Source organism: Streptosporangium vulgare (assembly GCF_042428775.1).
Classification (GTDB): Bacteria; Actinomycetota; Actinomycetes; order Streptosporangiales; family Streptosporangiaceae; genus Streptosporangium; species Streptosporangium vulgare.
On record NZ_JBHMBS010000054.1, the window covers coordinates 1 to 23,780 of the forward strand.

The window sequence follows — 23,780 nt, forward strand, 5'->3', positions numbered from 1 at the left end:
CCGGCTCGGCCGGCACCGCCCAGGCCAAGAAGGACGCCCTGGAGAAGGTCGGCGTCCGCGTCGGCAGGACCCCGAGCGAGACCGCCCGCCTGATGCGGTCGGCGCTCGCCGCGCTGGGCACGCTTGACGGGCCACCCGCGAAGGTCTCCCTGGGAGCGGGGGAGGCGCCGTGAAGTTCGACGTCAACCTCTCCATCCTCTTCACCGAGCTGCCGCTGCTGGAGCGCCCCGCGGCGGCGGCCAAGGCGGGCTTCGACGCGGTCGAGCTCTGGTGGCCCTTCGCCGCGCCCTGCCCGGCCGACCGCGAGCTCGACGCCCTGCGGCGGGCGATCGAGGAGGCCGGGGTGCGCCTGGTCGGCCTCAACTTCGACGCCGGGGACATGGCGGCGGGGGAGCGGGGCCTGCTGTCGCGGCCCGACGGCTCGGCCAGGTTCCAGGCCAACGTCGAGGTCGCGGCGGGCCTGGCCGGAGCGCTCGGCTGCCGGGTGCTCAACGCCCTCTACGGCAACGCCGTGGCGGGGCTGTCCCCGGAGGCCCAGCGCGAGCTGGCGCTGTCCAACCTCTCCCTCGCGGCGAAGGCGGCGGCCGGGGTCGGCGCCACGGTCGTGGTCGAGGCGCTCAACTCCCACGAGAGCCCCGATTACCCCATCACCTCCTCGGACGCGGCCTTCGAGGTGATCGACCAGGTGGACGCGGGCAACGTGGCCTTCCTCGCCGACCTCTACCACCTGCACCGGATGGGCGAGGACGTGCTCACCCTCATCGACACGAGCGTCCACCGGTTCGGCCACGTCCAGATCGCCGACGCCCCGGGGCGGGGGCGACCGGGCTCGGGCGCCATGCCGTACGACCAGATCTTCGAGCGCCTGGAGACCTCGGGATACCGGGGCCACGTCGGGCTCGAGTACCGCCCCGCCGGCCCCAGCGCCGAGAGCTTCGGCTGGAGGAACGCGTGACCACCCGCCAGGGCCGCACCCGGCACACCACCGGACCGCGCGCGGTGACCTGCCGCGCCTCCCGTCCCCGGGCCGAGGCCCAGGGTCTCCACCTTGGAGGTACTCGATGAACGCTGAGCGAGGGAGGAGCGGTGAGCCGCTCATGAACATCGGATTCATCGGCCTGGGGATCATGGGCAGCCCGATGGCGGCCAACCTGGTCAGGGCCGGGCACACCGTCGTCGGCTACGACACGAGCGCCGAGCGGACGGACGCCCTCGCCGTGGCCGGCGGCAAGTCCGCGGGCAGCGTGGCCGAGGCCGTCGCGCAGGCGGAGGTCGTGATCACCATGCTGCCCGACTCGCCCCAGGTGGAGGAGGTGGCCTTCGGCGACGACGGGCTGCTCCAGCAGGGCAGGCAGGGCCTGATCCACATCGACATGAGCACCGTGCGGCCCGAGACCTCCCGCAGGGTCGCGCAGGCCGCGGCCGTCAAGGGCATCAGGGCACTGGACGCCCCGGTGAGCGGCGGGGAGCGCGGCGCGGTCGACGGCACCCTCTCGATCATGGTCGGCGGGGCCGCCGCCGACTTCGCCGCCGTACGCCCGGTCCTCGCGGTCGTCGGCACGACGATCGTGCACGTGGGCCCCGCCGGGGCGGGACAGACCGTGAAGGCCGCCAACCAGCTTGTCGTGGGAGGCATCTACGGGCTGGTCGCCGAGGCGATCGTGCTGCTCGAAGCCTCCGGGGTCGACCCCGGAGGCGGGCTCGACGTCCTGGCCGGCGGGCTGGCGGGCTCCCGCATCCTCGACCTCAAGCGGCACTCCATGGTCAGGCGCGAGTTCGCGCCGGGGTTCCGGATCGACCTGCACCACAAGGACATGGGCATCGCCATCGCCGCGGCGCGGGAGGCGGGCGTCTCGCTCCCGCTCACCGGGCTGGTCGCCCAGCTCGTCGCCGCGGCCCGTGCCCAGGGGCACGGCTCCCTCGACCACTCCGCCCTGCTCAAGGTGATCGAAAGGATCAACCAGTGAAGCGGATCCCCTGCATGGAGGCCGTGGTGGCCGTCCTGGAGTCCGAAGGCGTCGACACCGTCTTCGGCATCCCGGGCGCGGCGATCCTCCCGCTCTACGCGGCACTCCAGCACAGCGACATACGCAACGTCACCGTCCGCCACGAGGAGGGCGGCACGCACGCCGCCGACGGCTGGGCCCGGGTCACGGGCAACGTCGGCGTCTGCATCGGCACCTCGGGCCCGGCGGGCACCAACATGATCACCGGCCTCTACACCGCCCTCGCCGACTCCATCCCCATGATCTGCGTCACCGGCCAGGCGGCGCGCGACAAGCTCCACCAGGAGGCGTTCCAGGCGGTCGACATCGTGGAGATCGCCAAGCCCGTCACCAAGTGGGCGGTCCAGCTGAAGGAGCCGGCCCAGGCCCCGTGGGTGTTCAGGGAGGCCTTCAGGATCGCCAGGTCCGGGCGCCCGGGCCCCGTCCTGATCGACCTGCCGATCGACGTGCAGCGCGGCACCTGCCTGTACGACGCGGAGATCGACACCCCGTTCCCCGTCGAGGTCCCGCGGCCCAGGCCCCCGGCGATCCGGGCGGCGATCGACATGCTCATGGGCGCCCGGCGGCCCCTCATCCTGGCCGGTGGCGGGGTGGTCATCGCCGACGCCGCCGCCGAGCTGCGCGCGCTCGCCGAGCACCTGCAGGTTCCCGTCCAGGTGACGCTGATGGGCAAGGGGGCCTTCCCCGAGGACCACCCCCTGTTCGCCGGCATGGCGGGCATCCAGACCCAGACGCGCTGGGGCAACGCGGCGCTGCTGGAGAGCGACCTGGTGCTCGCGGTGGGCGCGAGGTTCGGCGACCGGCACACCGGCGACCTCGACACCTACCGCCAGGGCCGCAGATTCATCCACGTCGACATCGAGCCCACCCAGATCGGCAAGGTCTTCGAGCCCGACCTGGGTGTGGTCGGCCACGCCCGGCCCACGCTGGCGGCGCTGGCGAAGGAGGCGGGCGGCCGCACCGAGGCCCGCCGCCCCGGAAAGTGGCCCGCGCGGGTCGCCGAGCTGCGCGGCACGCTGCTGCGGCGCGACGACTTCGACGACGTGCCGATCAAGCCGCCGAGGGTCTTCCGGGAGCTGAACGACTTCTACGGGCCCGACACGACATTCGTCACCGCGATCGGCCTCTACCAGATCTGGTCGGGGCAGTTCCAGAAGACCTACCTCCCGCGCCGCTACCTCGTCTGCGGGCAGGCCGGGCCGCTGGGCTGGGAGGTGCCCGCCGCGATGGGCGTCAAGTGCGCCTTCCCGGACCGGCAGGTGGTGGCCGTGGCGGGCGACTACTCCTTCCAGTTCCTGATGGAGGAGATCGCCGTCGCCGCCCAGTACCACATCCCGTTCGTCATCGTGATGATCAACAACGAGTACCTCGGGCTGATCCGCCAGGCCGAGATCCCCTACGACATGAACTACGCCGTCGACCTCCACTACGGCGAGGGCGGTGTCGACCACGTGAAGCTCATGGAGGCGTTCGGCTGCCCGGCCCGGCGCGTCGAGCTGCCCGGTGAGATCGGCGACGCGCTGGCCTGGGCGAGCGCGGAGTCCGACCGCCGGCGGCTGCCCGTGCTGGTGGAGGTCATGGTCGAGAGGGAGGCCAACGCGGCCATGGGCCCTTCACTCGACGCGATCAAGGAGTTCGAGCCGCTGCCCGAGCAGGAGCTCGCCCTGGCCATCGACTGGTCCGACTGAGGAGCGGCTCATGTCACTCATGCTCAAGCCGGGGTCGGCCTGGTCCGACGCCTACGACCGGTGCGTGTCGGCGGCGCCCCAGGCCTTCCACGACGACCGGGTGCTCAACCACTGGGGCGGCTTCTGGCAGCGCGACGGCCGCCCGGAGCCGGCCGTCTCACCGGTGGACGGCACCGCCATCGCCGGCCCGCCCCGCCTCGACAGGGCCACCGCCCTGCGCGCGGTCCGGGCCGGTCTCGACGAGCACCGCCTCTGGCGCCACGTGCCGCTCGCCGAGCGCAAGGCCCGCGTCACGGCGGCGCTGGAGGCGATGACCGCCCACCGCGACCTGCTCACCCTGCTGCTGGTCTGGGAGATCGGCAAGCCGTGGAAGCTCGCCGCGGCCGACGTCGACCGGTGCGTCGAGGGGGTGCGCTGGTACGTCGGCGAGATCGACCGGATGGTCGCCGGCCGCGTCCCCCTGGCCGGCCCGGTCAGCAACATCGCCAGCTGGAACTACCCGATGAGCGTGCTGATGCACGCCATGCTCGTGCAGGCCCTCGCGGGCAACGCGGTCATCGCCAAGGCGCCCACCGACGGCGGGCTCGCCTGCCTCACCCTCGCGACCGCGCTCGCCGCCCAGGAGGGGCTGCCGTTCACCCTCGTCAGCGGGGGAGGCGCCGAGCTCTCCCCGGCGCTGGTACGCGGCAAGGAGCTGGGCTGCGTCTCCTTCGTCGGCGGGCGCGACGCGGGCGGGCAGGTGGCCACCTCGCTCGCCGACCTCGGCCACCGGCACGTCCTGGAGCAGGAGGGGCTCAACTGCTGGGGGGTGTGGGAGTACGGCGGCTGGGAGTTGCTGACCGGGCAGATCCGCAAGAGCTTCGACTACGCCAAGCAGCGCTGCACGGCCTATCCGCGCTTCGTGGTGCAGCGCTCGCTGTTCCACGAGTTCCTCGCCGCCTACCTGCCCGCGGTCCGGTCGGTGCGCTTCGGCCACCCGCTGGCCGTGGCGGGGCCCGACGACCCGCCGCCCGACCTCGACTTCGGCCCGCTGATCACCGGTGCCAAGGTCAAGGAGCTCACCGACCAGGTGGACGAGGCGGTGGCCAAGGGCGGGATCCCCCTCTACCGGGGCTCCCTCGACGACGGGCTGTTCCTGCCCGGCCAGGACACCTCGGGCTACCTGGCGCCCGTCGCCGTCCTCGCCCCGCCCCGCTCGTCCCCGCTCTTCCACGCCGAGCCCTTCGGGCCGGTCGACACCATCGTGCTGGTCGACACCGAGGCCGAGCTGCTCGCCGCGATGAACGCCAGCAACGGCGCGCTGGTCGCCACGATCTCCTGCGACGACGAGGAGACCGTCAGGCGGCTGGCCCCGGAGGTGCGGGCGTTCAAGGTGGGGATCAACGCGCCCCGCTCGCGCGGTGACCGGGAGGAGCTGTTCGGCGGACTCGGCGCCTCCTGGCGGGGTGCCTTCGTCGGCGGCGAGCTGCTCGTCCGGGCCGTCACCCAGGGGCCGGAGACCGAGCGCCTGCCGGGCAACTTCCCCGGCTACACCCTCCTGCCCACGTCCCGCTGAAGGCCGGGGGAGCCGAGAAGCCGGAGGTGTCAGAAGGCGCCGAAGCGGTCGGCGGCGAGCAGGATCAGGAAGGTGAGCAGCGCGACGCGCAAAAGACGCCCCCCGGCCCCCAGGGACGGCCACGACATGTAGGCGAGCCAGGCGACGAACCCGATCACCGGAAGCACGGCGACACCGCCCCAGAAGGACGGCACCGCGAATCCGGCCAGCAGGAGGACCACCAGCAGCACCGGGGCGATCCACCGGGGAAGCTGGAACAGGAAGACGAGCGGGGCCGCGCTGCGCAGCTCGATCTTCCGCCGCAGCCCGGTCGCCCCCGGCGTGAAGAACTGCTCACCCGGGGGCAGCGGGCGCTTGCCCTGCCTGGGGCGGGGCTGTGCCAGCGGGTGTGCGGGGCGTTCCTGACGCTTGTCGGCCACGGGTCGAGCCTAACGCCACCGCGCCCGCCACGACATGCCCGGAGCCGCCCCGGAGCCGTCCGGAGCCTGGGGCCGTCCGCTGCCCTCCGTCCAACGCTGCCCGAGGGGCGGGGTGGGAGGGGGACGGCGTGGGACGGCGCGGCAGCGCCAGGCAAGCACCTCGGGAAACGGCACCTCGGGACATGGCAGTCCGGGGCGAGACAGCCCGGGGCGCCGCGCCTCGGAGCATGGTGTCTCGGGAAGCGGCGTCTCGGGAAATGGCGTCTCGGGACGGTGTCCGGGGTGCGGCGTGGCGGGGCCGGGGGCGGGCTCTGGCATGCTGGGCGGATGCTTGCTCTCATCCGCTACTCGGTGCCGCCGGGCCAGACCGAGGAGTTCACGCTCCGGGCCCACGAGATCGTCGACACCCTGGCCGGTCAGCCGGGCTACGTGCGCGGCCGGGTGTCGAGGTCGGTGGACGAGCCGGAGCTGTGGGCGCTGGTCAGCGAGTGGGAGGGCGCGGGGTTCTACCGCAGGGCACTGGGCGCGGCGCGGATGGCGATGTATCCGCTGATGACACTCATGATCAACGAGCCGAGCGCGTTCGAGGACGTCGAGCGCCCCTGAGGCCCGCCCGACGTCCCCGGGACGTCCTCGGGAAGCTTTGCCGGGGGCAGGGGGGCGGCGTGGTTTATCCGCACGTCCCGTGGCTCTGTCTCCCCTAAGCTGGAGACTCAATCAATTCCTCGCCGACCTCCAGCCGGATGGAGATTCTCCCTTATGGCACGCCGTACGGACATCATGGACACCATCGTCAGCCTCGCCAAGCGGCGCGGTCTTGTGTATCCCTCCAGCGAGATCTACGGCGGCCTGCGCGCGTCGTGGGACTACGGTCCGCTGGGCGTGGAGCTCAAGAACAACGTGAAGCGGCAGTGGTGGAAGACCGTGGTGCAGGGGCGTGACGACGTGGTCGGCCTCGACTCCTCGGTGATCCTGGCCCGCGAGGTGTGGCAGGCCAGCGGCCACGTGGAGACCTTCACGGACCCGCTGACCGAGTGCCAGTCGTGCCACAAGCGCTACCGGGCCGACCACCTCGAAGAGGCCTACACCGAAAAGCACGGAAAGCAGCCCGTCAACGGCCTGGCCGACATCACCTGCCCCAACTGCGGCACCAAGGGCGCCTTCACCACGCCGAAGCAGTTCAGCGGCCTGCTGAAGACCTACCTCGGCGCGGTCGAGGACGAGTCGGGCCTCGCCTACCTGCGTCCCGAGACCGCCCAGGGCATCTTCATCAACTACCTCAACGTGCAGCAGTCGGCGCGCAAAAAGGTCCCGTTCGGCATCGGCCAGATCGGCAAGTCGTTCCGCAACGAGATCACCCCGGGCAACTTCATCTTCCGCACCCGCGAGTTCGAGCAGATGGAGATGGAGTTCTTCGTCAAGCCGGGCAGCGACGAGGAGTGGCACCAGTACTGGATCGACGAGCGCTTCCGCTGGTACACCGACCTGGGCATCAACAAGGACAACCTGCGCATCTACGAGCACCCGAAGGAGAAGCTCTCCCACTACTCCAAGCGGACCGTCGACATCGAGTACCGCTTCAACTTCACCGGCACCGAGTGGGGCGAGCTCGAGGGCATCGCCAACCGCACCGACTTCGACCTGACCGCGCACGGCAAGGCCTCCGGCACCGACCTGAGCTTCTTCGAGCAGGACACCGGTGAGCGCTACGTCCCGTACGTGATCGAGCCGGCCGCCGGTGTCGACCGGGCCACGCTCACCTTCCTGATCGACGCCTACACCGAGGACGAGGCGCCCAACGCCAAGGGTGTCATGGAGAAGCGCACGGTCATGCGCCTCGACCACCGGCTCGCACCGGTCAAGGTCGCGGTGCTCCCGCTCTCGCGCAACGCCGACCTGTCGCCCAAGGCCAAGGACCTCGCGGCCCAGCTCCGCCGCCGGTGGAACGTCGAGTTCGACGACGCGGGGGCGATCGGCCGCCGCTACCGCCGCCAGGACGAGATCGGCACGCCGTTCTGCATCACCGTCGACTTCGACACGCTCGACGACCAGGCGGTGACCATCCGCGAGCGTGACTCGATGGCCCAGGAGCGCGTGGCTCTCGACCAGGTCGACGCCTATCTCCGCCAGCACCTCAACGACTGAGGCCCGCCCGACCGGTCACGGCCGGCGATCCCCGCACCCGGGGGTCGCCGGCCGTCGCTTTCTCGCCGGGTCGCCTCCGGGGTCTGCGACCCTGACGCCGACGGCCTGCCGAAGTCCCTGGTGCGAGGTGTGACCGAGATCATCGGATTCCCCCGCGGCGCCTTCCGCTCCTTGCCGCGCGTTGGAGATGTCACCGAAACCACCGGGAACTCTCCTGCTGAGCGCGACGGAGGCATCGTGCGCGATGTTCGGACAAGGTGTTCACCGCCCGGCCGGAGAATCCCTCCGCCTGCCGCCGGAGGTGCCGCACGTCGCGACCTTCACCTGCATTGCCGTGTTCACGTCGGCGAATCGTCTTCGCGAGGGTCTCGGACGCGAGCTCGTCCGTCGCCGAGGACGCGACCCCGGCCGGCCGGGGTCGCTCCGCCACCGGATCGCTCCGCCACCGGATCGCTCCGCCACCGGATCGCTCCGCCACCGGATCGCTCCGCCACCGGATCGCTCCGCCACCGGGTCGCTCCGCCACCGGGCGGCCCGGCCTCGGCGCCGGTGACCTCGCCGTCCGGCGGCACGGTGCGCACGCCGCCCCCTGTCGTGGCCGCGCACGTGAGGGAATGAAGAGGAACAGGAGCGCGGCATGGCGGTGGCATCCGCGTTTCCGGCCGCGCACGACCTAGGTTCGTACCATGCGACTGCTCGTTGTCGAAGATGAGGAAGACCTGGTCGACGCCCTGCGCGTGGGGCTCGTCCGGGCCGGATACGCGGTCGACGTCGCCTGCGACGTGGCCCAGGCGCGGGAGAGGCTCCAGGCCGACTCCTACGACCTGGTCCTTCTCGACCTCAACCTGCCCGGAGGGGACGGCTTCGAGGCGTGCCGGGCACTGCGCGGGACGGACCGGGGCAGGGCCGCGCGGATCATCATGGTGATCGCGCGGGACCGGTTGGACGACCGGGCCGGGGGCCTGGACGGGGGCGCCGACGACTACCTGGTCAAACCGTTCGCCTTCCCCGAACTCCTGGCCCGCGTCCGCGCGCTGCTCCGCAGGGAGCCGGGCGGCGGCGCCGCGATCCTGCAGGTGGGGTCGCTGCGGCTGGACACCTCCCGGGCGGAGGTTCGCTCGACCGGGCGCGAGCTGGGGCTGACCCCCAAGGAGTTCGGTGTCCTGCACTACCTGATGACCCGCCCCGGGCACGTCGTCTCCGCCGAGGAGCTTCTGGAGCACGTCTGGGACGCGCACACCGACCCGTTCACCAACACCGTGCGGGTGACGATCGGAAACCTGCGGCGCAAGCTCGGCGCCGACGCCGTGATCGAGACCGTGGTCAGCAAGGGCTACCGGCTGCGGGAGGACACGTGAGGTTCTCCTTCGCGGAGGATCCGCGGCGGCCGTCCCGGAAGGGCCCGGCGGAGGGGGTTTCCCGGCCTGAATCCTCTCGCCGAAGCCGGTCCGGCGGGTCCACCGAACCGGCCGTGAACGGGTTTGAATGCGCGGTAAATTGGTTTATACCAATTGGTATAAACCAATTTTCGTGATGATCGATATCCTCGCGCATTTGGGTTGGATTTGAATTGGATTAGACCGGTTTGCCTGCTTTGAGCTGCGATGATGCTCTTCCGTGTGACGAGTGCCGTTTCACCTCCTTGTTCATCGGTAGAGTCCGGAGAGAGGCGGAACCAGACGCCGTTTGAAGTCGCAGAAGGAGCAACCGTGCCGAAGTACGTTTACGACTTCACCGAGGGCAACAAAGATCTCAGGGACCTGCTCGGTGGCAAGGGAGCGAACCTCGCCGAGATGACCAACCTCGGGCTGCCGGTGCCCCCCGGCTTCACCATCACCACCGAGGCGTGCCGGAGCTTCCTCGCGGACGGGATCCTTCCCGAGGGGATGCAGGAGGAGGTCTCCGAGCACCTGGCCGCCCTGGAGACCGCGATGGGGCGCCGGCTGGGCCAGGCCGACGACCCGCTCCTGGTGAGCGTGCGCTCCGGAGCCGCGTTCTCCATGCCCGGCATGATGGAGACCGTCCTCAACATCGGGCTCAACGACGACTCGGTGCACGGGCTGGCCAAGCAGGCGGGCGGCAACGAGCGCTTCGCCTGGGACTCCTACCGGCGCCTCATCCAGATGTTCGGCAAGACCGTCCAGGACATCGACGGCGAGCTCTTCGACAACGCGCTGGAGGAGCTCAAGGACGGCCGCGACGACCTGGAGCTGGAGGCGTCCGACTTCAGGCGCCTGGTCGCGACGTACAAGGAGATCGTGCGCGGCAAGACGGGCGAGGACTTCCCCGCCGACCCGTACCAGCAGATGCGCATGGCGGTGGAGGCGGTGTTCGCGTCGTGGAACGCCCCGCGCGCGGTCCTGTACCGCCGCCAGGAGCGCATCCCGGCCGACCTGGGCACGGCGGTCAGCGTCTGCTCGATGGTCTTCGGCAACTGCGGCATGGACTCCGGCACCGGGGTGGCCTTCACCCGCGACCCCGGCACCGGCCAGCAGGGCGTGTACGGCGACTACCTGCAGAACGCCCAGGGCGAGGACGTGGTCGCGGGCATTCGCAACACCATGCGGCTGCAGGAGCTGGAGGGCATCGACAAGCCCGTCTACGACGAGCTCATGCGGACCATGAAGACGCTGGAGGACCACTACCGCGACCTGTGCGACATCGAGTTCACGGTCGAGCGCGGCAAGCTCTGGATGCTCCAGACCCGGGTGGGCAAGCGGACCCCGGGTGCCGCGTTCCGCATCGCGGTGCAGCTCGTCGACCAGGGCGTGATCGATCTCGACGAGGCCGTGACCCGGGTGACCGGCGACCAGCTCGCCCAGCTCATGTTCCCCCGGTTCGCCGAGGACGCCGGGAGCAAGGTGATCGCCAGGGGGATGAACGCCTCGCCGGGCGCGGCCGTCGGCAAGGCCGTCTTCTCCACCGGCCGGGCCGTCGAGCTCGCCGGGCAGGGCGAGGCCGTCATCCTGGTCCGCCGCGAGACCAACCCCGACGACCTGGCCGGGATGATCGCCGCCCAGGGCGTGCTGACGAGCCGCGGGGGCAAGACCTCGCACGCCGCCGTGGTCGCCAGGGGCATGGGCAAGACCTGCGTCTGCGGCGCCGAGGAACTGGAGGTCTCCGCCGCGGACCGCGCGTTCACCACGGCCTCCGGCCTCGTGGTCTCCGAGGGCGACGTCATCTCCATAGACGGCACCAGCGGAGCCGTCTACCTCGGCGAGGTGCCCGTGGTCCCCTCCCCGGTCGTGGAGTACTTCGAGGGCTCGGGCGACCGGGACGACGAGCTCGTCCGCGCCGTGCACCGGATCATGTCCCACGCCGACGAGGTACGCCGGATGGCCGTGCGCGCCAACGCCGACACCGGCGAGGACTCCGCCAGGGCGCGCAGGTTCGGCGCCCAGGGCATCGGGCTGTGCCGCACCGAGCACATGTTCCTCGGCGACCGCCGCGGCCTGGTCGAGGACCTGGTGCTGGCCACCTCCGCCGAGGAGCGCGAGCGGGCGCTGGCCGCGCTGGAGCCGCTGCAGCGGGCGGACTTCACGAAGATCTTCCAGGCGATGGAGGGCATGCCCGTCACGATCCGCCTGATCGACCCGCCGCTGCACGAGTTCCTGCCCGACTACACCGAGCTGTCGGTGAAGGTCGCCCTCGCCGGTGACGCGGTGGAGGAGAAGGACCGCAGGCTCCTGGTCGCGCTCAAGCGGCTCCACGAGGAGAACCCGATGCTGGGCCTGCGCGGCGTGCGGCTCGGCCTGGTCATCCCCGGCGTGTTCGCCATGCAGGTCCGGGCGATCGCGGCGGCGGCCAAGGCCGTGCCCGGCAGCCGCCCGGAGATCATGATTCCGCTGGTGGCCGCCGTCCAGGAGCTGGAGTACGTCAAGGACGAGGCACGACAGATCCTGGAGGAGGCCGGCGTCGACGCGCTGATCGGCACGATGATCGAGGTGCCCCGCGCGGCGCTGACCGCCGGGCAGATCGCCGAGGCCGCCCAGTTCTTCTCCTTCGGCACCAACGACCTGACCCAGATGACCTGGGGCTTCTCCCGGGACGACGTCGAGGCCGCCTTCTTCGCCAAGTACCTGGAACTGGGTGTCTTCGGTGTCTCCCCGTTCGAGACCCTGGACCGCGACGGCGTCGGCGGGCTCGTCGAGATCGCCGTCGAGCGGGGCCGCGCGACCCGTCCCGACCTGAAGCTGGGCATCTGCGGCGAGCACGGCGGCGACCCGGACTCGATCCACTTCTGCCACCAGGTCGGTCTCGACTACGTGTCCTGCTCGCCGTTCCGCGTCCCGGTCGCCCGGCTGGAGGCCGCCCGCGCCACCCTGGTGTGCACCGGCTCCGACACCCGCTGATCCCCGCCCGCTCTCACGAGGCCCCCGGACACCCGCTCACCCCCGCTTCACAAGACCCCCGACGCTCGCCGCCCCCGCCGCTTCGCGAGGGCTCCGGCACCCGCTGCTCACCCCCGGCTGCTTCGCGAGGCGTTCCGGCACCGCCGGAGACGACGCCCCGCGGAGCCGGTCCCCGCGGCCCGCCCCACCCTCACCGGGGCGGCCGCGGGGCCGGTACGCGCCCGACGGACCGCCGCCGGTGAGCCGCCCCGATCCGCGCGTACGGGTGCGTACGGGTGCGTACGGGTGCGGATGGGTGCGGACGAGCGAGGAACGCGGCGCGTGCCCGGTAACCAGGTGTTTTCTCGTCGTTCGGCATGGCAGGGCCCTTTCGCGGATAAAATCAGGGCACTTATGCATGGCTATGACGAACACGACCAGGCCAGGTGGGTGCCGGAACCGCCCGGCAACCCCGGCCGAAGCCCGTTCGAGCGCGATCGGGCGAGGGTGCTGCACAGCGCCGGGCTCCGCCGCCTCGCCGCCAAGACCCAGGTCGTCGGCCCGGGGGAGACCTTCGGCAGCGGCCAGCACATCCCCCGCACCCGTCTCACCCACTCCCTGGAGTGCGCGCAGATCGGCCGCGAGATGGGGGAGACCCTCGGCCGCAACCCCGACCTGGTGGAGACCGCCTGCCTGGCCCACGACCTCGGCCACCCGCCGTTCGGCCACAACGGGGAGACGGCGCTCAACGAGCTCGCCGCCGGGTGCGGGGGCTTCGAGGGCAACGCGCAGAGCCTGCGCCTGCTGACCCGGCTGGAGGCCAAGGTCGTCACCGAGGACGGCCGCAGCGCCGGGCTCAACCTCACCCGCGCTTCCCTGGACGCCGCCGTCAAATACCCGTGGACCCGCGAGAGAAGCGCCAAGTACTGCGTCTACGACGACGACCTGGCGGTCTTCGAGTGGATCAGGGAGGGCGCGCCGGAGGGCCAGGTCAGCTTCGAGGCCCAGATCATGGACTGGGCCGACGACGTCGCCTACTCCGTGCACGACCTGGAGGACGCCCTGCACTCCGGCAACGTGGTGCTGGAGGCGATGCGCGACCCGGCCGAACGCCGCGAGGTCTGCGCGACCACCCGCGAGTGGTACGCCCCCGACGCCGAGCCCGGCGAGCTGGAGGACCTCTTCGGACGCCTGATCACCCAGCCGCTCTGGCCCCGCCACTTCGACCGCTCGCTCGCCGACCTCGCCGCGATCAAGGGGCTGACCAGCTCGCTCATCGGCCATTTCTGCAAGTCCGCGGAGGTCGCCACCCGTGAGGCGTACGGACCGGCGGCCGGGCGCTACAGCGCCGACCTGATCGTGCCCAGGGCCACCCGGCTGGAGTGCGCGCTGCTCAAGGGGGTCACGGCCCACTACGTGATGGCGAGCGACGCGCACAACGCCAACCAGGCCAGGCAGCGCGAGCTGATCCACGACCTCGCCCACCACATCATGCTGGGCGCCCCCGGCACCCTGGAGCCCGCGTTCAGGCCCGCCTTCACCAGGGCCGGCGGCGACGCCGGACGGCTCCGCGTGGTCGTCGACCAGATCGCCTCGCTCACCGACACCTCCGCAGTCGCCTGGCACCGCACCCTGACGGGCCGCTGACCGAGCCGCTGAACCGGGCCGCCTGGGGAACGGAGCACGTCCCGGGGACCGGGCACGTTCCAGGGGCGCCGCCTCCGGCCCCGGAGGCGGCCAGATGCTCCCCGGGGCCGGCCGGGCACTCCGTTCCCCGGTGGCGCCCGGTGGCGACGTGGACGAGCCCGGCGAGCCCGCTGGGGCCCGCCGTGTCACGTTCCCGGCGTCACGGGGAACCGGTGCGCAGCGGGATCTGCTCCGGCTCCTCCGGCTCCGGCTTCCTGGTGGGCTTCTTCGTCGGCTGCGGTTTCGACGCGCACAGGGTGAAGCACCGGGGAGCCGCGCCGGTCCGGTTCAGCACGGCCCGCATCTCCTCCCTGGGGGAGAGCGTGGGATTTCCCTTCAGCCAGGCGTCCAGGTAGTCCCAGGGCTCGACCATGCCCCGGCGCACCCACCACATCGAGGGGGAGGTCTTCCAGGAGATCGCGAAGTAGAGGTTGCTGGCGGTCGAGCGGGCGTTGCCCGAGTTGCCGATCTGGCCCAGGACCTGACCGGCGCCGACGCGCAGCCCCGGCCTGATCCCCAGGGCGACCTTGTCCAGGTGTCCGCCGAGGTAGCGCACACCGTCGTCACCGATGACCGTGACGAACCGGCCCTCGCGGTCGGCGCCGCGGTCGGTGGAGGGCTTCCACCGGTTCTTGGTGTTGACCTCGTCGACCACGCCGTTCACCGGCGAGACGAACGAGCAGCCCTTGCCGGCCCAGATCGTGGTCTTGGGCAGCACCAGGAGCCTGCTCTCGTAGGTGACCGAGCAGCCCTTCACCGGGAAGGCGTAGGTGTGCTTGGAGACCTTCGGCGGCGGGAACCGCACCGGGGGGTCGGCCTTGGGACGGTCGACCGCGGTCCGGGGGGCGGGGGTCGGGGTCGCCTCGGGCATGGTCGCGGTGACCGACGAGGCCGGCGACCCGGCCGCGGACTCCGCCCCGGGGGTCGGGGCCGCCGTGCCGATGCCCGCCACCCCGCCCGGCGACGCGCAGGCTCCGGTGACGAGTACCGCGCCGGTCACAGCGGCCAATCGTGCTATATGCCCCGATCGCATGATCTCCACCCGCGTACATTATCGAGAATCCGCCTTTACCTTTGTAACCGACGTCCTAGTTGGTCATGACCACTTCGGGAAAGTCGTCGTTCCTCCTGTCCCTCCCGTCCCGGCAGTGGCGTCCCGGCCTGCCGGAAGATCGGTACGGGGGCGGGCGCACTCGTCGCCCCTACCTGTCGGAGGGCCGGACTAGACTCGCGGCGTGGCAGGCCGGATCAGTGATGAGGACATCGCGCTCGTACGGGAGCGCTCACCGATCGCCGACATCGTGGGCGAGCACATCCAGCTCCGCAACGCTGGCGGCGGCAACCTGAAAGGGCTCTGTCCCTTCCATGAGGAGAAGAGCCCGTCCTTCAACGTGACCCCCACCCGGGGGTACTGGTACTGCTTCGGTTGCGCCGAGGGCGGTGACGTCATCACCTTCGTCCGGCGCCTGGAGCATCTGTCGTTCGGCGAGGCGGTCGAGCGGCTGGCCAACCGGGCGGGCGTCCAGCTCCGCTACGAGCAGGGCGGCTACGTCCCCGGGCGCGAGCAGGGCGAGCGCATCCGCCTGATCGAGGCCCACAAGGCGGCGGCGGAGTTCTACGTCTCGAAACTCTCCGCCCCCGACGCCGCGATCGGGCGCAGGTTCCTGTCGGAGCGCGGGTTCGAGCGGGTCGACGCCGAGCGCTTCGGCGTCGGATACGCCCCGGCCGAGTGGGAGGCCCTCTCGCGGCACCTGATGGCCCGGGGCTTCACCAGCGCGGAGCTGATCAAGGGCGGGCTGGCCAAGGAGGGGCGGCGCGGCCCGATCGACCGCTTCAGGGGCCGGCTGGTCTGGCCCATCCGCGACATAACCGGCGACGTCATCGGTTTCGGCGCCCGGAAGCTGAACGACGCCGAAGACGGGCCGAAATACCTGAACACCCCGGAAAGCCCGCTCTACAAGAAGAGCGAGGTCCTCTACGGCGTCGACCTGGCCAAGCGCGAGATCTCCAAGCGCTCCCAGGCGGTGATCGTCGAGGGCTACACCGACGTGATGGCCTGCCACCTGTCGGGCGTGCCGACGGCGGTGGCCACCTGCGGCACCGCGTTCGGCGAGGAGCACATCAAGGTGCTCCGGCGGCTGCTGCTCGACCAGTCGGGGTCGCACGGCGAGGTGGTCTTCACCTTCGACGGCGACGCGGCGGGCCAGAAGGCGGCCCTGCGCGCCTTCGCCGACGAGCAGAAGTTCGTCACCCAGACCTTCGTCGCCGTGCAGGCCGACGGCCTCGACCCGTGCGACCTGCGCGTCAGGCAGGGCGAGGCGGCCGTGCGCGACCTGATCGCCGGGCGCGAGCCGCTGTTCGCGTTCGCCATCCGCAGTGTGATCTCCCGCTACGACGTGAGCACGAACGAGGGGCGGCTCTCCGCCCTCGACGCCGCCGCCCCGATCGTGGCCGGCATCAAGGACAGGTCCCTGCGCCAGCTGTACGCCGTCGACCTCGACCGGTGGCTGGGCTTCAACAACGAGCGCTTCGTCCTCGACCGGATCACCGAGGTCTCCGCGGCGGCGGCCCAGCCGCGGGCCCAGCGTCCCGCGGGGCCGCGAAAGGTCGCCGACCTCACCGACCCCGGCGTACGGACCGAGGCGGAGGTGCTGCGGCTGGCCGTGCAGCGTCCCGCGCTGCTCGGTCCGGGCTTCGAGGCGCTGGGAGCGGAGGCGTTCACGCTTCCCGAGCACGCGGCCCTCTACCGGCTGATCGTCGGCTCCGGCGGCACCGCCACGGCGGGACAGGGCGGGCGCGAGTGGGTCGACCTGCTGCTCAGCGGGGCCGAGGACTCCCTGCGCGGGGTCGTCACCCGGTTCGCGGTGGAGGAGCTGCGGGCCGACCTGGCGAGCGAGGAGCGCTACGCCTCGGCCATGCTGGCGGCCCTGGAGCTCGTCTCGGTGGCGCGGGCCATCGAGCAGCTCAAGTCGAGGATGCAGCGGACGAACCCGGTCGACGAGCAGCAGGAGTACAACCGGCTGTTCGGCGAGCTGGTCGCGCTGGAACAGCAGCGGCGGGTGCTCAAGGATCGCGCCGCCGGGAGCTGACGGCGTAATTGGCATTAATATCCGGGGGACGATTCCACCAAACCCGAATAAGGTCTCGATCCGATAATGATCGGGGCCTTACCTCCGGTGACAAAAATAGGTCTGCCATTTAGGGGACCCAATACAGCAGACTGTCTCCCGTGGGTGCATCGGTGCTGCCAAGTGGGCCGCCATCGGTAGACCAGGTGGCCGACCTCGTTACGAAGGGAAGGGAGCGCGGAAGCGTCACGGTCGATGACGTGGCCGCCGCTCTCGACAAGTCCGAGCTGCCGTCCGACGCGCTCGAACGCGTCGTCCGCATGCTCGCCGAGCACGGAGTGGAGGTCCTTGAGCCCCAGAGCGACGAGGAGCCCGCCCGGGCCGATGAGGAGGATGTCGGAAAAAGGGCCCCGACCAGCGATCTCGTCCGCATCTACCTGCGGGAGATCGGTCGCGTGCCCCTGCTCACGGCCGAGGAGGAGGTGGAGCTCGCCAAGTCCATCGAGGCGGGTCTGTTCGCCGAGGACAAGCTGACCAGCGTCGTCTCGCGCATGGTCTTCCCGGAGTTCAAGGAGCTCGCCTGGCAGGGCACGCGGGCCAAGCAGCGGCTGATCGAGGCCAATCTGCGGCTGGTCGTGTCAATCGCCAAAAGATATGTGGGACGCGGGATGCTGTTCCTGGATCTCATCCAGGAGGGCAACCTCGGGCTCATCCGGGCGGTCGAGAAATTCGACTACACCAAGGGCTACAAGTTCTCCACATATGCCACCTGGTGGATTCGCCAGGCGATCACCAGGGCCATCGCGGACCAGGCGCGCACCATTCGGATTCCGGTGCACATGGTCGAGACGATCAACAAGCTGGTGCGCGTCCAGCGCCAGCTCCATCAGGACCTCGGCCGCGAGCCCGCGCCCGAGGAGATCGCGATGGAGATGGACCTGCCGATCGACCGGGTGATCGAGATCCAGCGGATCGCCCAGGAGCCGGTCTCCCTGCAGTCGCCGATCGGCGAGGAGGACTCCGACCTCGGAGACTTCATCGAGGACGCCGACGCGGTGGTGCCGATGGAGGCGGCCGCCTTCATCATGCTGCAGGACCAGCTCGACGACATCCTCGCGACCCTCTCCGACCGCGAGCAGCGCATCATCCAGCTGCGCTTCGGCCTCGCGGACGGGCACCCCCGGACCCTGGAGGAGGTCGGCAGGGAGTTCGGCGTGACGCGCGAGCGCATCCGGCAGATCGAGTCGAAGACCCTCGCCAAGCTCAGGCACCCGACGAGGGCGCAGATGCTCCGCGACTACCTCGACTGATCCACGATCACCTCGACCGACTCGGACGAGGAGCCACACGGCGCGGGCCCCGGGAACCTCCGTTCCCGGGGCCCGCGCCGTTCGGTGCCCTCGCCGCCGTGGCCGTCAGGAAGGGGACCTCAGGACTCCGCCGTCGCGTTCTTTCTGCGGCGATGGTGTTCTTCGCAGTCAGCCAGCCGCCTCGCCGCGACGGAGTCGCCGGCATCGGCCTGAGCTCGCAGCTTCGCGATCGTCGCCTCGTCACCCCGCTGGGCCAGCAGCCGAGTCAGCTGCTCCTCCTCGATGAACGCCCAGTCCTCGGGGTCGTCGTCTGCGTCCCTCCGGTCATCCTCATCCAGGGAATTCAGGTACTCCTGATGAAGACCGGCCGGATTCTGCCGTACGACGTCCGAACATTTCCACGCCGACACCGCGCTTTCCAGATCGCCGTCCTCTGCCATCAACTCAGCCAGCCGCTTCGTTGAGGGTGAGGAGTCGCCATAGGCTTGAGCCCACACCCGCAGCGCGCCTTCCAGGTCGCCGCTCTTGGCAAGCAACTCCCCTAACCGCCCTGCCGCGTTCTGGTCGCCTGCGTCGGCCCGAGCCCGTGACTCCGCGATGTGATTCGGGTCGGGCACATCGCTGCTTGATCGATGTTTCATTGCGGGGTCACCTCATCCGCGAGCCCTGCGAGCGCCGACAAGGGGCGCCGCCCCACTCAGGGTACGTCCGCGCGCGGTCCCCTACCAGTGGTCGATGGCCCTGCCGAACAGCAGGGTCAGTACCGGGACGAATACCAGGCTGTCAGGCTCCTGTCCGAGTTTCGGAGCCTGACCGAACGCCAGGAGCCGCAGAGCCGGTCACACACGCACGACTACGACCTCTCGTTCGAGTCGTTCGGGCGCCTGGCCGACGCCGTCGACGCGGGAGACCAGGCGCTCCACGGCGACGGCTGCGAAAACCCCGACCGCCGGTCCCAGCGTCCCATGGGAGTCCTGTCGTCGCGATCATCCCGGGAGTCCCGGTTTTCCGGGGCGTACGGTGCCTCTGCTCGGCGCATTCGGGGGCCGGACTGTTCTCCTGACCGATACAGGCGCAGACTGGGCGGATGGAGTCGCGAGCGGCGGTCGACGATGCCGCGCTCGGGCGCGAGGCGTGGTCCGTGCTCGACGCGAACTGGACGGGGTCCGCGACCGTCCCCGCGCCCGGCCTCTACCCCCACCAGTGGAACTGGGACTCCACCTTCGTCGCGATCGGCCTGGCCCGCTGGGACACCCGCAGGGCCGGAACCGAGCTGATCAGCCTGCTGGCGGGGCAGTGGGGCACCGGGATGGTGCCTCACATCGTCTTCCGCCCCGTCCACGCGGAGAACTACTTCCCCGGACCCTCGGTCTGGTGCTCCCCGGACCATCCGGCCTCTCCCAACGCCGTGTGCACCTCCGGGCTGACGCAGCCGCCGCTGCACGCGCTCGCCCTGTGGTGGATATGGCGGCACGCTGCCGACCGCGACACGGCCGTGGCCCTCGTGCGGAGGATCTATCCGATGCTGGCCGCCCAGCACGACTACCTCGCCACCTCCAGGGACCTCGGCGGGGGAGGACTGGCCGCGATCGTGCACCCCTGGGAGTCCGGGATGGACGACAGCCCCGCCTGGGACGCGCCGCTGGAGGCGCTGCCCTCGGTACACCACGCCTACCGGCGGCGCGAGGAGCCCTCCGACCGGCATCCCGACAGCCGTCACGACCGCTACATGGCCCTCGTCCTGGGCTACCGGGACTCCGGCTACGATCCGGTCTACCTGCGGGACGAGCACCCGTTCGCGGTCGAGGACCCGATGTTCAACGGGATCTGGCTCGCCTCCTGCCAGGCTCTCGCCGAGCTGGCCCCGGTGGCGGGCGCGGACGCGGGCCCGCACCGGGAGGCGGCGGAGCGGATCCGCGCGGCGCTGCTGGAACGGCTCTGGGACGACGGCGTCTTCCGCGCCCGCGACCTGCGCGGCGAGCGGCTCAGCCCCGTCTGCACGGTCGGCTGCTTCGGGCCGATGCTCGACCAGGAGATGCCCGCCGACCGGGTCGCGGAGCTGGTGAGGGTGCTGGAGTCGGCCCGCTTCATGGGGGCCGCCGGATACCCGGTGCCGAGCTGCGAGATCCGCGCCCAGCAGTTCGACCGGTCCTGCTACTGGCGCGGGCCGTCCTGGGTGAACACCAACTGGCTGCTGAGGCGGGCGGCGGGCGTGCACGACCTGGCGGGACTGGTGCGGGTGCTCGGCTCGGCCACCCTGCGCCTCGTACGGCAGGCGGGTTTTCGCGAGTGCTTCGACCCCTTCGACGGCAGCGGGCGGGGCAGCCGGGACTTCTCCTGGTCGGCCGCGCTCACCCTCGACCTGCTGGCGGATACCGTGGAACGGTGAAGCTCTTCAATCGCATGCCCTCCGAGGTCCGCGCGGCCGTCGTTCCCGGCGACCGGGTGCTCACCTACGCAGAGGGGCCCGACGGCTACGTGATCGCCGCGGACAAGGCCCTCTACCTGGGCGGTGAACGCCTGCCCTGGTTCCGGGTGGATCGCGGGGTGTGGGACGAGGAGGGGCTCACGGTCGGCACCACCGACGGGCGGTCGCACCGGGCCCTGCTGCCCGAGCCCGGCCGGATCCCCGAGGCCGTGCGGGAGCGGGTGATCGCCTCGATCGTGGTCAACCAGTACGTCCCGCTGGACGCGCGAGGGGGAGTGCGGCTGGTGGCGAGGAAGGCCGACACCGATCAGCTGATCTGGGAGTTCGTCTTCGACTCCGGTCTCGATCCGCAGGACCCCGGCCTGCGCGCCCTCGCGGAGCAGGCGCTCGAGGAGACCCGCCGGAGCTTCGGCGTCTGAGATCCGGGAGCCGGGAGCCGGGCCGCCTCGGCTCTCCTCGTGATCCGGGAGCGGGTGAAGATCGGCCCCGGACACGCGAAAGGCCCCCGGAGGGGCCTTTCGCACCGGCGGGCCGTTCCGGCCCGTGGGTGCCGACAAAGCGGCGCCTGGAGGGATCAGTAGGGCGCGTTGGTCCTCTGGTTCTCCGGCCAGCCGGTTCCCGTGTCGTCGTGCTCCTCGCCGTGCCAGCCGTTGGCCGAGCGCAGGAAGGGCAACCGGTTCCTGGCCACGTCGCTCACCTTGGTCCTGGCCACGCCCGTCGCCTTGGAGACCTTGGCTCCCATCAGGCCGGCCGTCTCCTGCACGGCGGGGTTGTCGGAGACCCGCTGGGCCAGCCGCTTGATCTGCTCGTACCGTTCCCGGCCGGCGCGGCTTCCCAGGATGTAGCCGGCCGCGAACCCCACTCCGAGCATCAGTCGATAACGCATGTCCACCTCCACAAGCATGTTCCGCGGACCCTGTCCTGTGATCACTCGCGGATCGCCTCGTCTCGCACCTACCCCGGAGTATCGATGCGACACACACCCATGGAGTGCGCTAATCTATTCCTGCGCCGCAAGGAACGGGGAACACCCGGCCCGACCAGCGCAAAGCGCAATCCCGTGTAGCTCAATCGGCAGAGCAGCCGGCTGTTAACCGGCAGGTTATAGGTTCGAGTCCTATCGCGGGAGCTCGTCGAAAGGCCCCGGAAGCCCAGCTTCCGGGGCCTTCGCCGTTCCGCCGGTCCGATTTGGGTGGCCTCTCACGTCGCGATTCGCCGGACAAACCACGGTGAATCACAGAAAATGATGAACGCCGCGCCCGGTGCCGCTCTGATCGCGGCGAGTGAGCCGACGCGCGGTTGCCGCGGAAAACAGCGATCGCAGCGGGGAAGGGCCGCCGCGTTCAGGGCATCGCGCCGCCCGGAACGGTCGTCGTGCCCGTGAGCCACAATTGGTGGTTTTTCTGTGTTGACCTGGCGAAGGTCCCGGCGGCGTGCGCCGGATCCGATCCACGACATCCCCGGTGTCCCCGGTGTTCTTGATATCCCCGGTGTTCTCGGTGGCGTCCCCGACGTGCCCCCGGTCGACGTGGCGGCGGCCGAGGACTATCTCAGGCTGTTCCACGCGGAGAATCCCGGGGCGGGGGTCCTGCGGGAACGCCTGCGTGAGGTCCGGCAGGAGATCGCCAGGACCGGGACGTACACCCACACCCCCGGCGAGCTGATCTTCGGCGCCAGGGTGGCCTGGCGCAACAGCGGCAGGTGCATCGGACGGCTGTACTGGCGCTCGCTGCGGGTGCGCGACCGGCGGCACGTCACCACGGCGGAGGGGGTCGCCGTCGAGTGCGTGAACCACCTGCGGGACGCGGCGCCGAACCGCCGGATCCGCCCGACGATCACCGTTTTCCCCCAGGACCGGCCCGGGACCCCGGGGCCGCGGATCTGGAACGAGCAGCTCATCCGCTACGCCGGGTACGCGATGGAGGACGGTTCGGTCGTCGGCGACCCCCGCTACACCGGTTTCACCGCGATGCTGCGCGAGCTGGGCTGGCCCGGCGGTCCCGGGAGCCCCTTCGACGTCCTCCCGCTCGCGGTCTCGACGGGGGAGGGGCCGCCGCTGCTGTCCACGATCCCCGGCGACGCCGTGCTGGAGGTCGCGCTCTCGCACCCCGCCCACCCGTGGTTCGAGGAGCTGGGGCTGCGCTGGCACGCCGTACCGGTCATCTCGAACATGTGCCTGGAGATCGGCGGGATCTGCTACCGGGCGGCCCCGTTCAACGGCTGGTACATGGGCACCGAGATCGGCGCCCGCAACCTGGCCGACACCGACCGCTACGACCTGATGCCGCTGATCGCCCAGCGCCTGGGACTGGACACCTCGAGCGACCGCTCGCTCTGGCGGGACTACGCGCTGGTGGAGCTGAACGTGGCGGTCCTGCACTCCTTCGAGCGGGCCGGGGTGACGATGACGGACCACCACACCGAGTCCAGGCACTTCCTGATGCATCTGGAACGCGAGGAGAAGGAGGGAAGGGTCTGCCCGGCCGACTGGACCTGGATCGTCCCCCCCATGTCGTCCTCGGCCACGCCGGTCTTCCACCGCTACTACGAGGACCGGCTGCTGTCGCCGAATTTCGTCCACCATCCGGACTCCCTGGCGCGTGCCCTCGGTCACTGGACTGCAACAGGGGGTTAATCCGGAGGAAACGTACCGGCGATGCACTTGCAGTGACCCACCTCATGGTGGGGCGCACCTAGGGTTCCGCCGCCGCCGACGCCGGGCGTCACGACCGTGAGGCCGTACGGCGTCGGCGCGGGACTGGTCCGAGAGGTGCAGGCGGCCGCGCGGCCGCTCCACGGCGGGACAAAAGCCCGGGAGGCCGGCCGATCCCGGCTGCCCTCCGGCCGGGTTCCGAGCTGATCGGAGCTCCATCGGAGCCTCCCGAGGGGACTGTTGTCTTTAAGGATGGGGAAGCGGGAGTGGGGGCCGCCCAGGCCCGAGCGTGTAGTGACCTGACGGGTTCACGCATTCCGCGTCGCCTCTTTCCGGCGTTCGATACGGTGGGAACAAAGGTTCGAGCGAGGGGGGCATGGTGCGTAGGTCGTTTAAGTTCCTGCTGCGTCCCACCGCCCGCCAGAGCGTCGCGTTGGCCGCCTGCCTGGATGATCACCGTGCCCTGTACAACGCCGCGCTGGAGCACCGCC

At 70.8% G+C, this 23,780-nt stretch carries 19 protein-coding genes and 1 tRNA gene; 16 read left to right on the forward strand and 4 right to left on the reverse strand.

The annotated features are described in order from the left end of the window. The first annotated feature begins 169 nt into the window (after positions 1-169). The 4 genes from ACFFRH_RS43070 (at position 170) to ACFFRH_RS43085 (ending at position 5,249) form a co-directional block, all read left to right on the forward strand. Positions 170-955, forward strand: coding sequence for a hydroxypyruvate isomerase family protein (locus ACFFRH_RS43070; protein ID WP_344748924.1), 786 nt, complete (start codon positions 170-172; stop codon positions 953-955). A gap of 142 nt (positions 956-1,097) precedes the next feature. Then, a complete protein-coding gene (locus tag ACFFRH_RS43075; protein WP_344748923.1) occupies positions 1,098-1,967 on the forward strand; it encodes a 2-hydroxy-3-oxopropionate reductase in 870 nt (289 codons plus the stop codon). Next, positions 1,964-3,694: a glyoxylate carboligase gene (gcl, locus tag ACFFRH_RS43080; protein WP_344748922.1), complete on the forward strand. Its 1,731-nt coding sequence runs from the start codon at positions 1,964-1,966 to the stop codon at positions 3,692-3,694. Before ACFFRH_RS43075 ends, gcl begins: the two co-directional genes overlap by 4 nt. Before the next feature lie 10 nt (positions 3,695-3,704). Continuing rightward, positions 3,705-5,249, forward strand: a complete 1,545-nt coding sequence (locus tag ACFFRH_RS43085) for an aldehyde dehydrogenase family protein (RefSeq protein WP_344748921.1) — start codon at positions 3,705-3,707, stop codon at positions 5,247-5,249. Between the two features lie 29 nt (positions 5,250-5,278). Here ACFFRH_RS43085 and ACFFRH_RS43090 read toward each other — a convergent pair whose 3' ends face one another. Beyond that, positions 5,279-5,668 (reverse strand): DUF6703 family protein, encoded by a 390-nt coding sequence (locus ACFFRH_RS43090; protein WP_344748920.1) that lies wholly within the window; start codon positions 5,666-5,668, stop codon positions 5,279-5,281. Positions 5,669-5,995: 327 nt separating this feature from the next. Here ACFFRH_RS43090 and ACFFRH_RS43095 point away from each other — a divergent pair, with 327 nt between their 5' ends. The 5 genes from ACFFRH_RS43095 (at position 5,996) to ACFFRH_RS43115 (ending at position 13,791) form a co-directional block, all read left to right on the forward strand. Further along, a complete protein-coding gene (locus tag ACFFRH_RS43095; protein ID WP_344748919.1) occupies positions 5,996-6,274 on the forward strand; it encodes an antibiotic biosynthesis monooxygenase family protein in 279 nt (92 codons plus the stop codon). 153 nt (positions 6,275-6,427) lie between these two features. Next, positions 6,428-7,813 carry a glycine--tRNA ligase gene (locus tag ACFFRH_RS43100; RefSeq protein ID WP_344748918.1) on the forward strand — a complete coding sequence of 462 codons (1,386 nt, stop codon included), beginning with the start codon at positions 6,428-6,430 and terminating at the stop codon, positions 7,811-7,813. 686 nt (positions 7,814-8,499) lie between these two features. Further along, positions 8,500-9,171 (forward strand): response regulator transcription factor, encoded by a 672-nt coding sequence (locus ACFFRH_RS43105; protein WP_344748916.1) that lies wholly within the window; start codon positions 8,500-8,502, stop codon positions 9,169-9,171. A gap of 351 nt (positions 9,172-9,522) precedes the next feature. Continuing rightward, positions 9,523-12,165, forward strand: a complete 2,643-nt coding sequence (gene ppdK / locus ACFFRH_RS43110) for a pyruvate, phosphate dikinase (RefSeq protein ID WP_344748915.1) — start codon at positions 9,523-9,525, stop codon at positions 12,163-12,165. Between the two features lie 393 nt (positions 12,166-12,558). After that, entirely contained in the window at positions 12,559-13,791 is a 1,233-nt protein-coding gene (locus tag ACFFRH_RS43115; protein ID WP_344748914.1) for a deoxyguanosinetriphosphate triphosphohydrolase, read from the forward strand. A 199-nt stretch (positions 13,792-13,990) separates the two neighbouring features. On the opposite strand, the gene ACFFRH_RS43120 is transcribed toward ACFFRH_RS43115, so the two are convergent. After that, positions 13,991-14,830, reverse strand: a complete 840-nt coding sequence (locus ACFFRH_RS43120) for a M23 family metallopeptidase (protein ID WP_344748912.1) — start codon at positions 14,828-14,830, stop codon at positions 13,991-13,993. Positions 14,831-15,065: 235 nt separating this feature from the next. Between ACFFRH_RS43120 and dnaG the strand changes: the two genes are divergently transcribed. Beyond that, positions 15,066-16,919 carry a DNA primase gene (gene dnaG / locus ACFFRH_RS43125; RefSeq protein ID WP_344748911.1) on the forward strand — a complete coding sequence of 618 codons (1,854 nt, stop codon included), beginning with the start codon at positions 15,066-15,068 and terminating at the stop codon, positions 16,917-16,919. Between the two features lie 152 nt (positions 16,920-17,071). Further along, the gene (gene rpoD, locus ACFFRH_RS43130) at positions 17,072-18,208 is read left to right on the forward strand and encodes an RNA polymerase sigma factor RpoD (RefSeq protein ID WP_344748910.1); all 1,137 of its coding nucleotides are present in this window, start codon (positions 17,072-17,074) and stop codon (positions 18,206-18,208) included. A gap of 119 nt (positions 18,209-18,327) precedes the next feature. On the opposite strand, the gene ACFFRH_RS43135 is transcribed toward rpoD, so the two are convergent. Then, positions 18,328-18,849 carry a hypothetical protein gene (locus ACFFRH_RS43135; RefSeq protein ID WP_386163910.1) on the reverse strand — a complete coding sequence of 174 codons (522 nt, stop codon included), beginning with the start codon at positions 18,847-18,849 and terminating at the stop codon, positions 18,328-18,330. Positions 18,850-19,295: 446 nt separating this feature from the next. On the opposite strand from ACFFRH_RS43135, the gene ACFFRH_RS43140 reads away from it, so the two are divergent. After that, complete coding sequence (locus ACFFRH_RS43140; RefSeq protein ID WP_344748908.1) at positions 19,296-20,597, forward strand: MGH1-like glycoside hydrolase domain-containing protein; 1,302 nt, start codon at positions 19,296-19,298, stop codon at positions 20,595-20,597. Further along, positions 20,594-21,055 (forward strand): hypothetical protein, encoded by a 462-nt coding sequence (locus tag ACFFRH_RS43145; protein WP_344748906.1) that lies wholly within the window; start codon positions 20,594-20,596, stop codon positions 21,053-21,055. Before ACFFRH_RS43140 ends, ACFFRH_RS43145 begins: the two co-directional genes overlap by 4 nt. A gap of 155 nt (positions 21,056-21,210) precedes the next feature. Here ACFFRH_RS43145 and ACFFRH_RS43150 read toward each other — a convergent pair whose 3' ends face one another. After that, the gene (locus ACFFRH_RS43150) at positions 21,211-21,522 is read right to left on the reverse strand and encodes a YtxH domain-containing protein (protein ID WP_344748905.1); all 312 of its coding nucleotides are present in this window, start codon (positions 21,520-21,522) and stop codon (positions 21,211-21,213) included. A 170-nt stretch (positions 21,523-21,692) separates the two neighbouring features. Here ACFFRH_RS43150 and ACFFRH_RS43155 point away from each other — a divergent pair. The 3 genes from ACFFRH_RS43155 to ACFFRH_RS43165 all read left to right on the forward strand — a co-directional run. Further along, positions 21,693-21,765: transfer RNA gene (locus ACFFRH_RS43155), tRNA-Asn, on the forward strand. Between the two features lie 384 nt (positions 21,766-22,149). Continuing rightward, positions 22,150-23,271: a nitric oxide synthase oxygenase gene (locus tag ACFFRH_RS43160; RefSeq protein ID WP_386163913.1), complete on the forward strand. Its 1,122-nt coding sequence runs from the start codon at positions 22,150-22,152 to the stop codon at positions 23,269-23,271. A gap of 394 nt (positions 23,272-23,665) precedes the next feature. Continuing rightward, positions 23,666-23,780: helix-turn-helix domain-containing protein (locus ACFFRH_RS43165; RefSeq protein ID WP_386163915.1), on the forward strand; the 115-nt coding region annotated here is incomplete at its 3' end.

Bases quoted from the DNA above. Each gene is read 5' to 3' on its own strand.
- ACFFRH_RS43075 (WP_344748923.1), top strand. From the start codon at position 1,098: ATGAACATCGGATTCATCGGCCTGGGGATCATGGGCAGCCCGATGGCG.
- ACFFRH_RS43085 (WP_344748921.1), top strand. From the start codon at position 3,705: ATGTCACTCATGCTCAAGCCGGGGTCGGCCTGGTCCGACGCCTACGAC.
- ACFFRH_RS43095 (WP_344748919.1), top strand. From the start codon at position 5,996: ATGCTTGCTCTCATCCGCTACTCGGTGCCGCCGGGCCAGACCGAGGAG.
- ACFFRH_RS43100 (WP_344748918.1), top strand. From the start codon at position 6,428: ATGGCACGCCGTACGGACATCATGGACACCATCGTCAGCCTCGCCAAG.
- ACFFRH_RS43105 (WP_344748916.1), top strand. From the start codon at position 8,500: ATGCGACTGCTCGTTGTCGAAGATGAGGAAGACCTGGTCGACGCCCTG.
- ACFFRH_RS43115 (WP_344748914.1), top strand. From the start codon at position 12,559: ATGCATGGCTATGACGAACACGACCAGGCCAGGTGGGTGCCGGAACCG.
- ACFFRH_RS43135 (WP_386163910.1), bottom strand. From the start codon at position 18,849: ATGAAACATCGATCAAGCAGCGATGTGCCCGACCCGAATCACATCGCG.
- ACFFRH_RS43140 (WP_344748908.1), top strand. From the start codon at position 19,296: ATGGAGTCGCGAGCGGCGGTCGACGATGCCGCGCTCGGGCGCGAGGCG.
- ACFFRH_RS43150 (WP_344748905.1), bottom strand. From the start codon at position 21,522: ATGCGTTATCGACTGATGCTCGGAGTGGGGTTCGCGGCCGGCTACATC.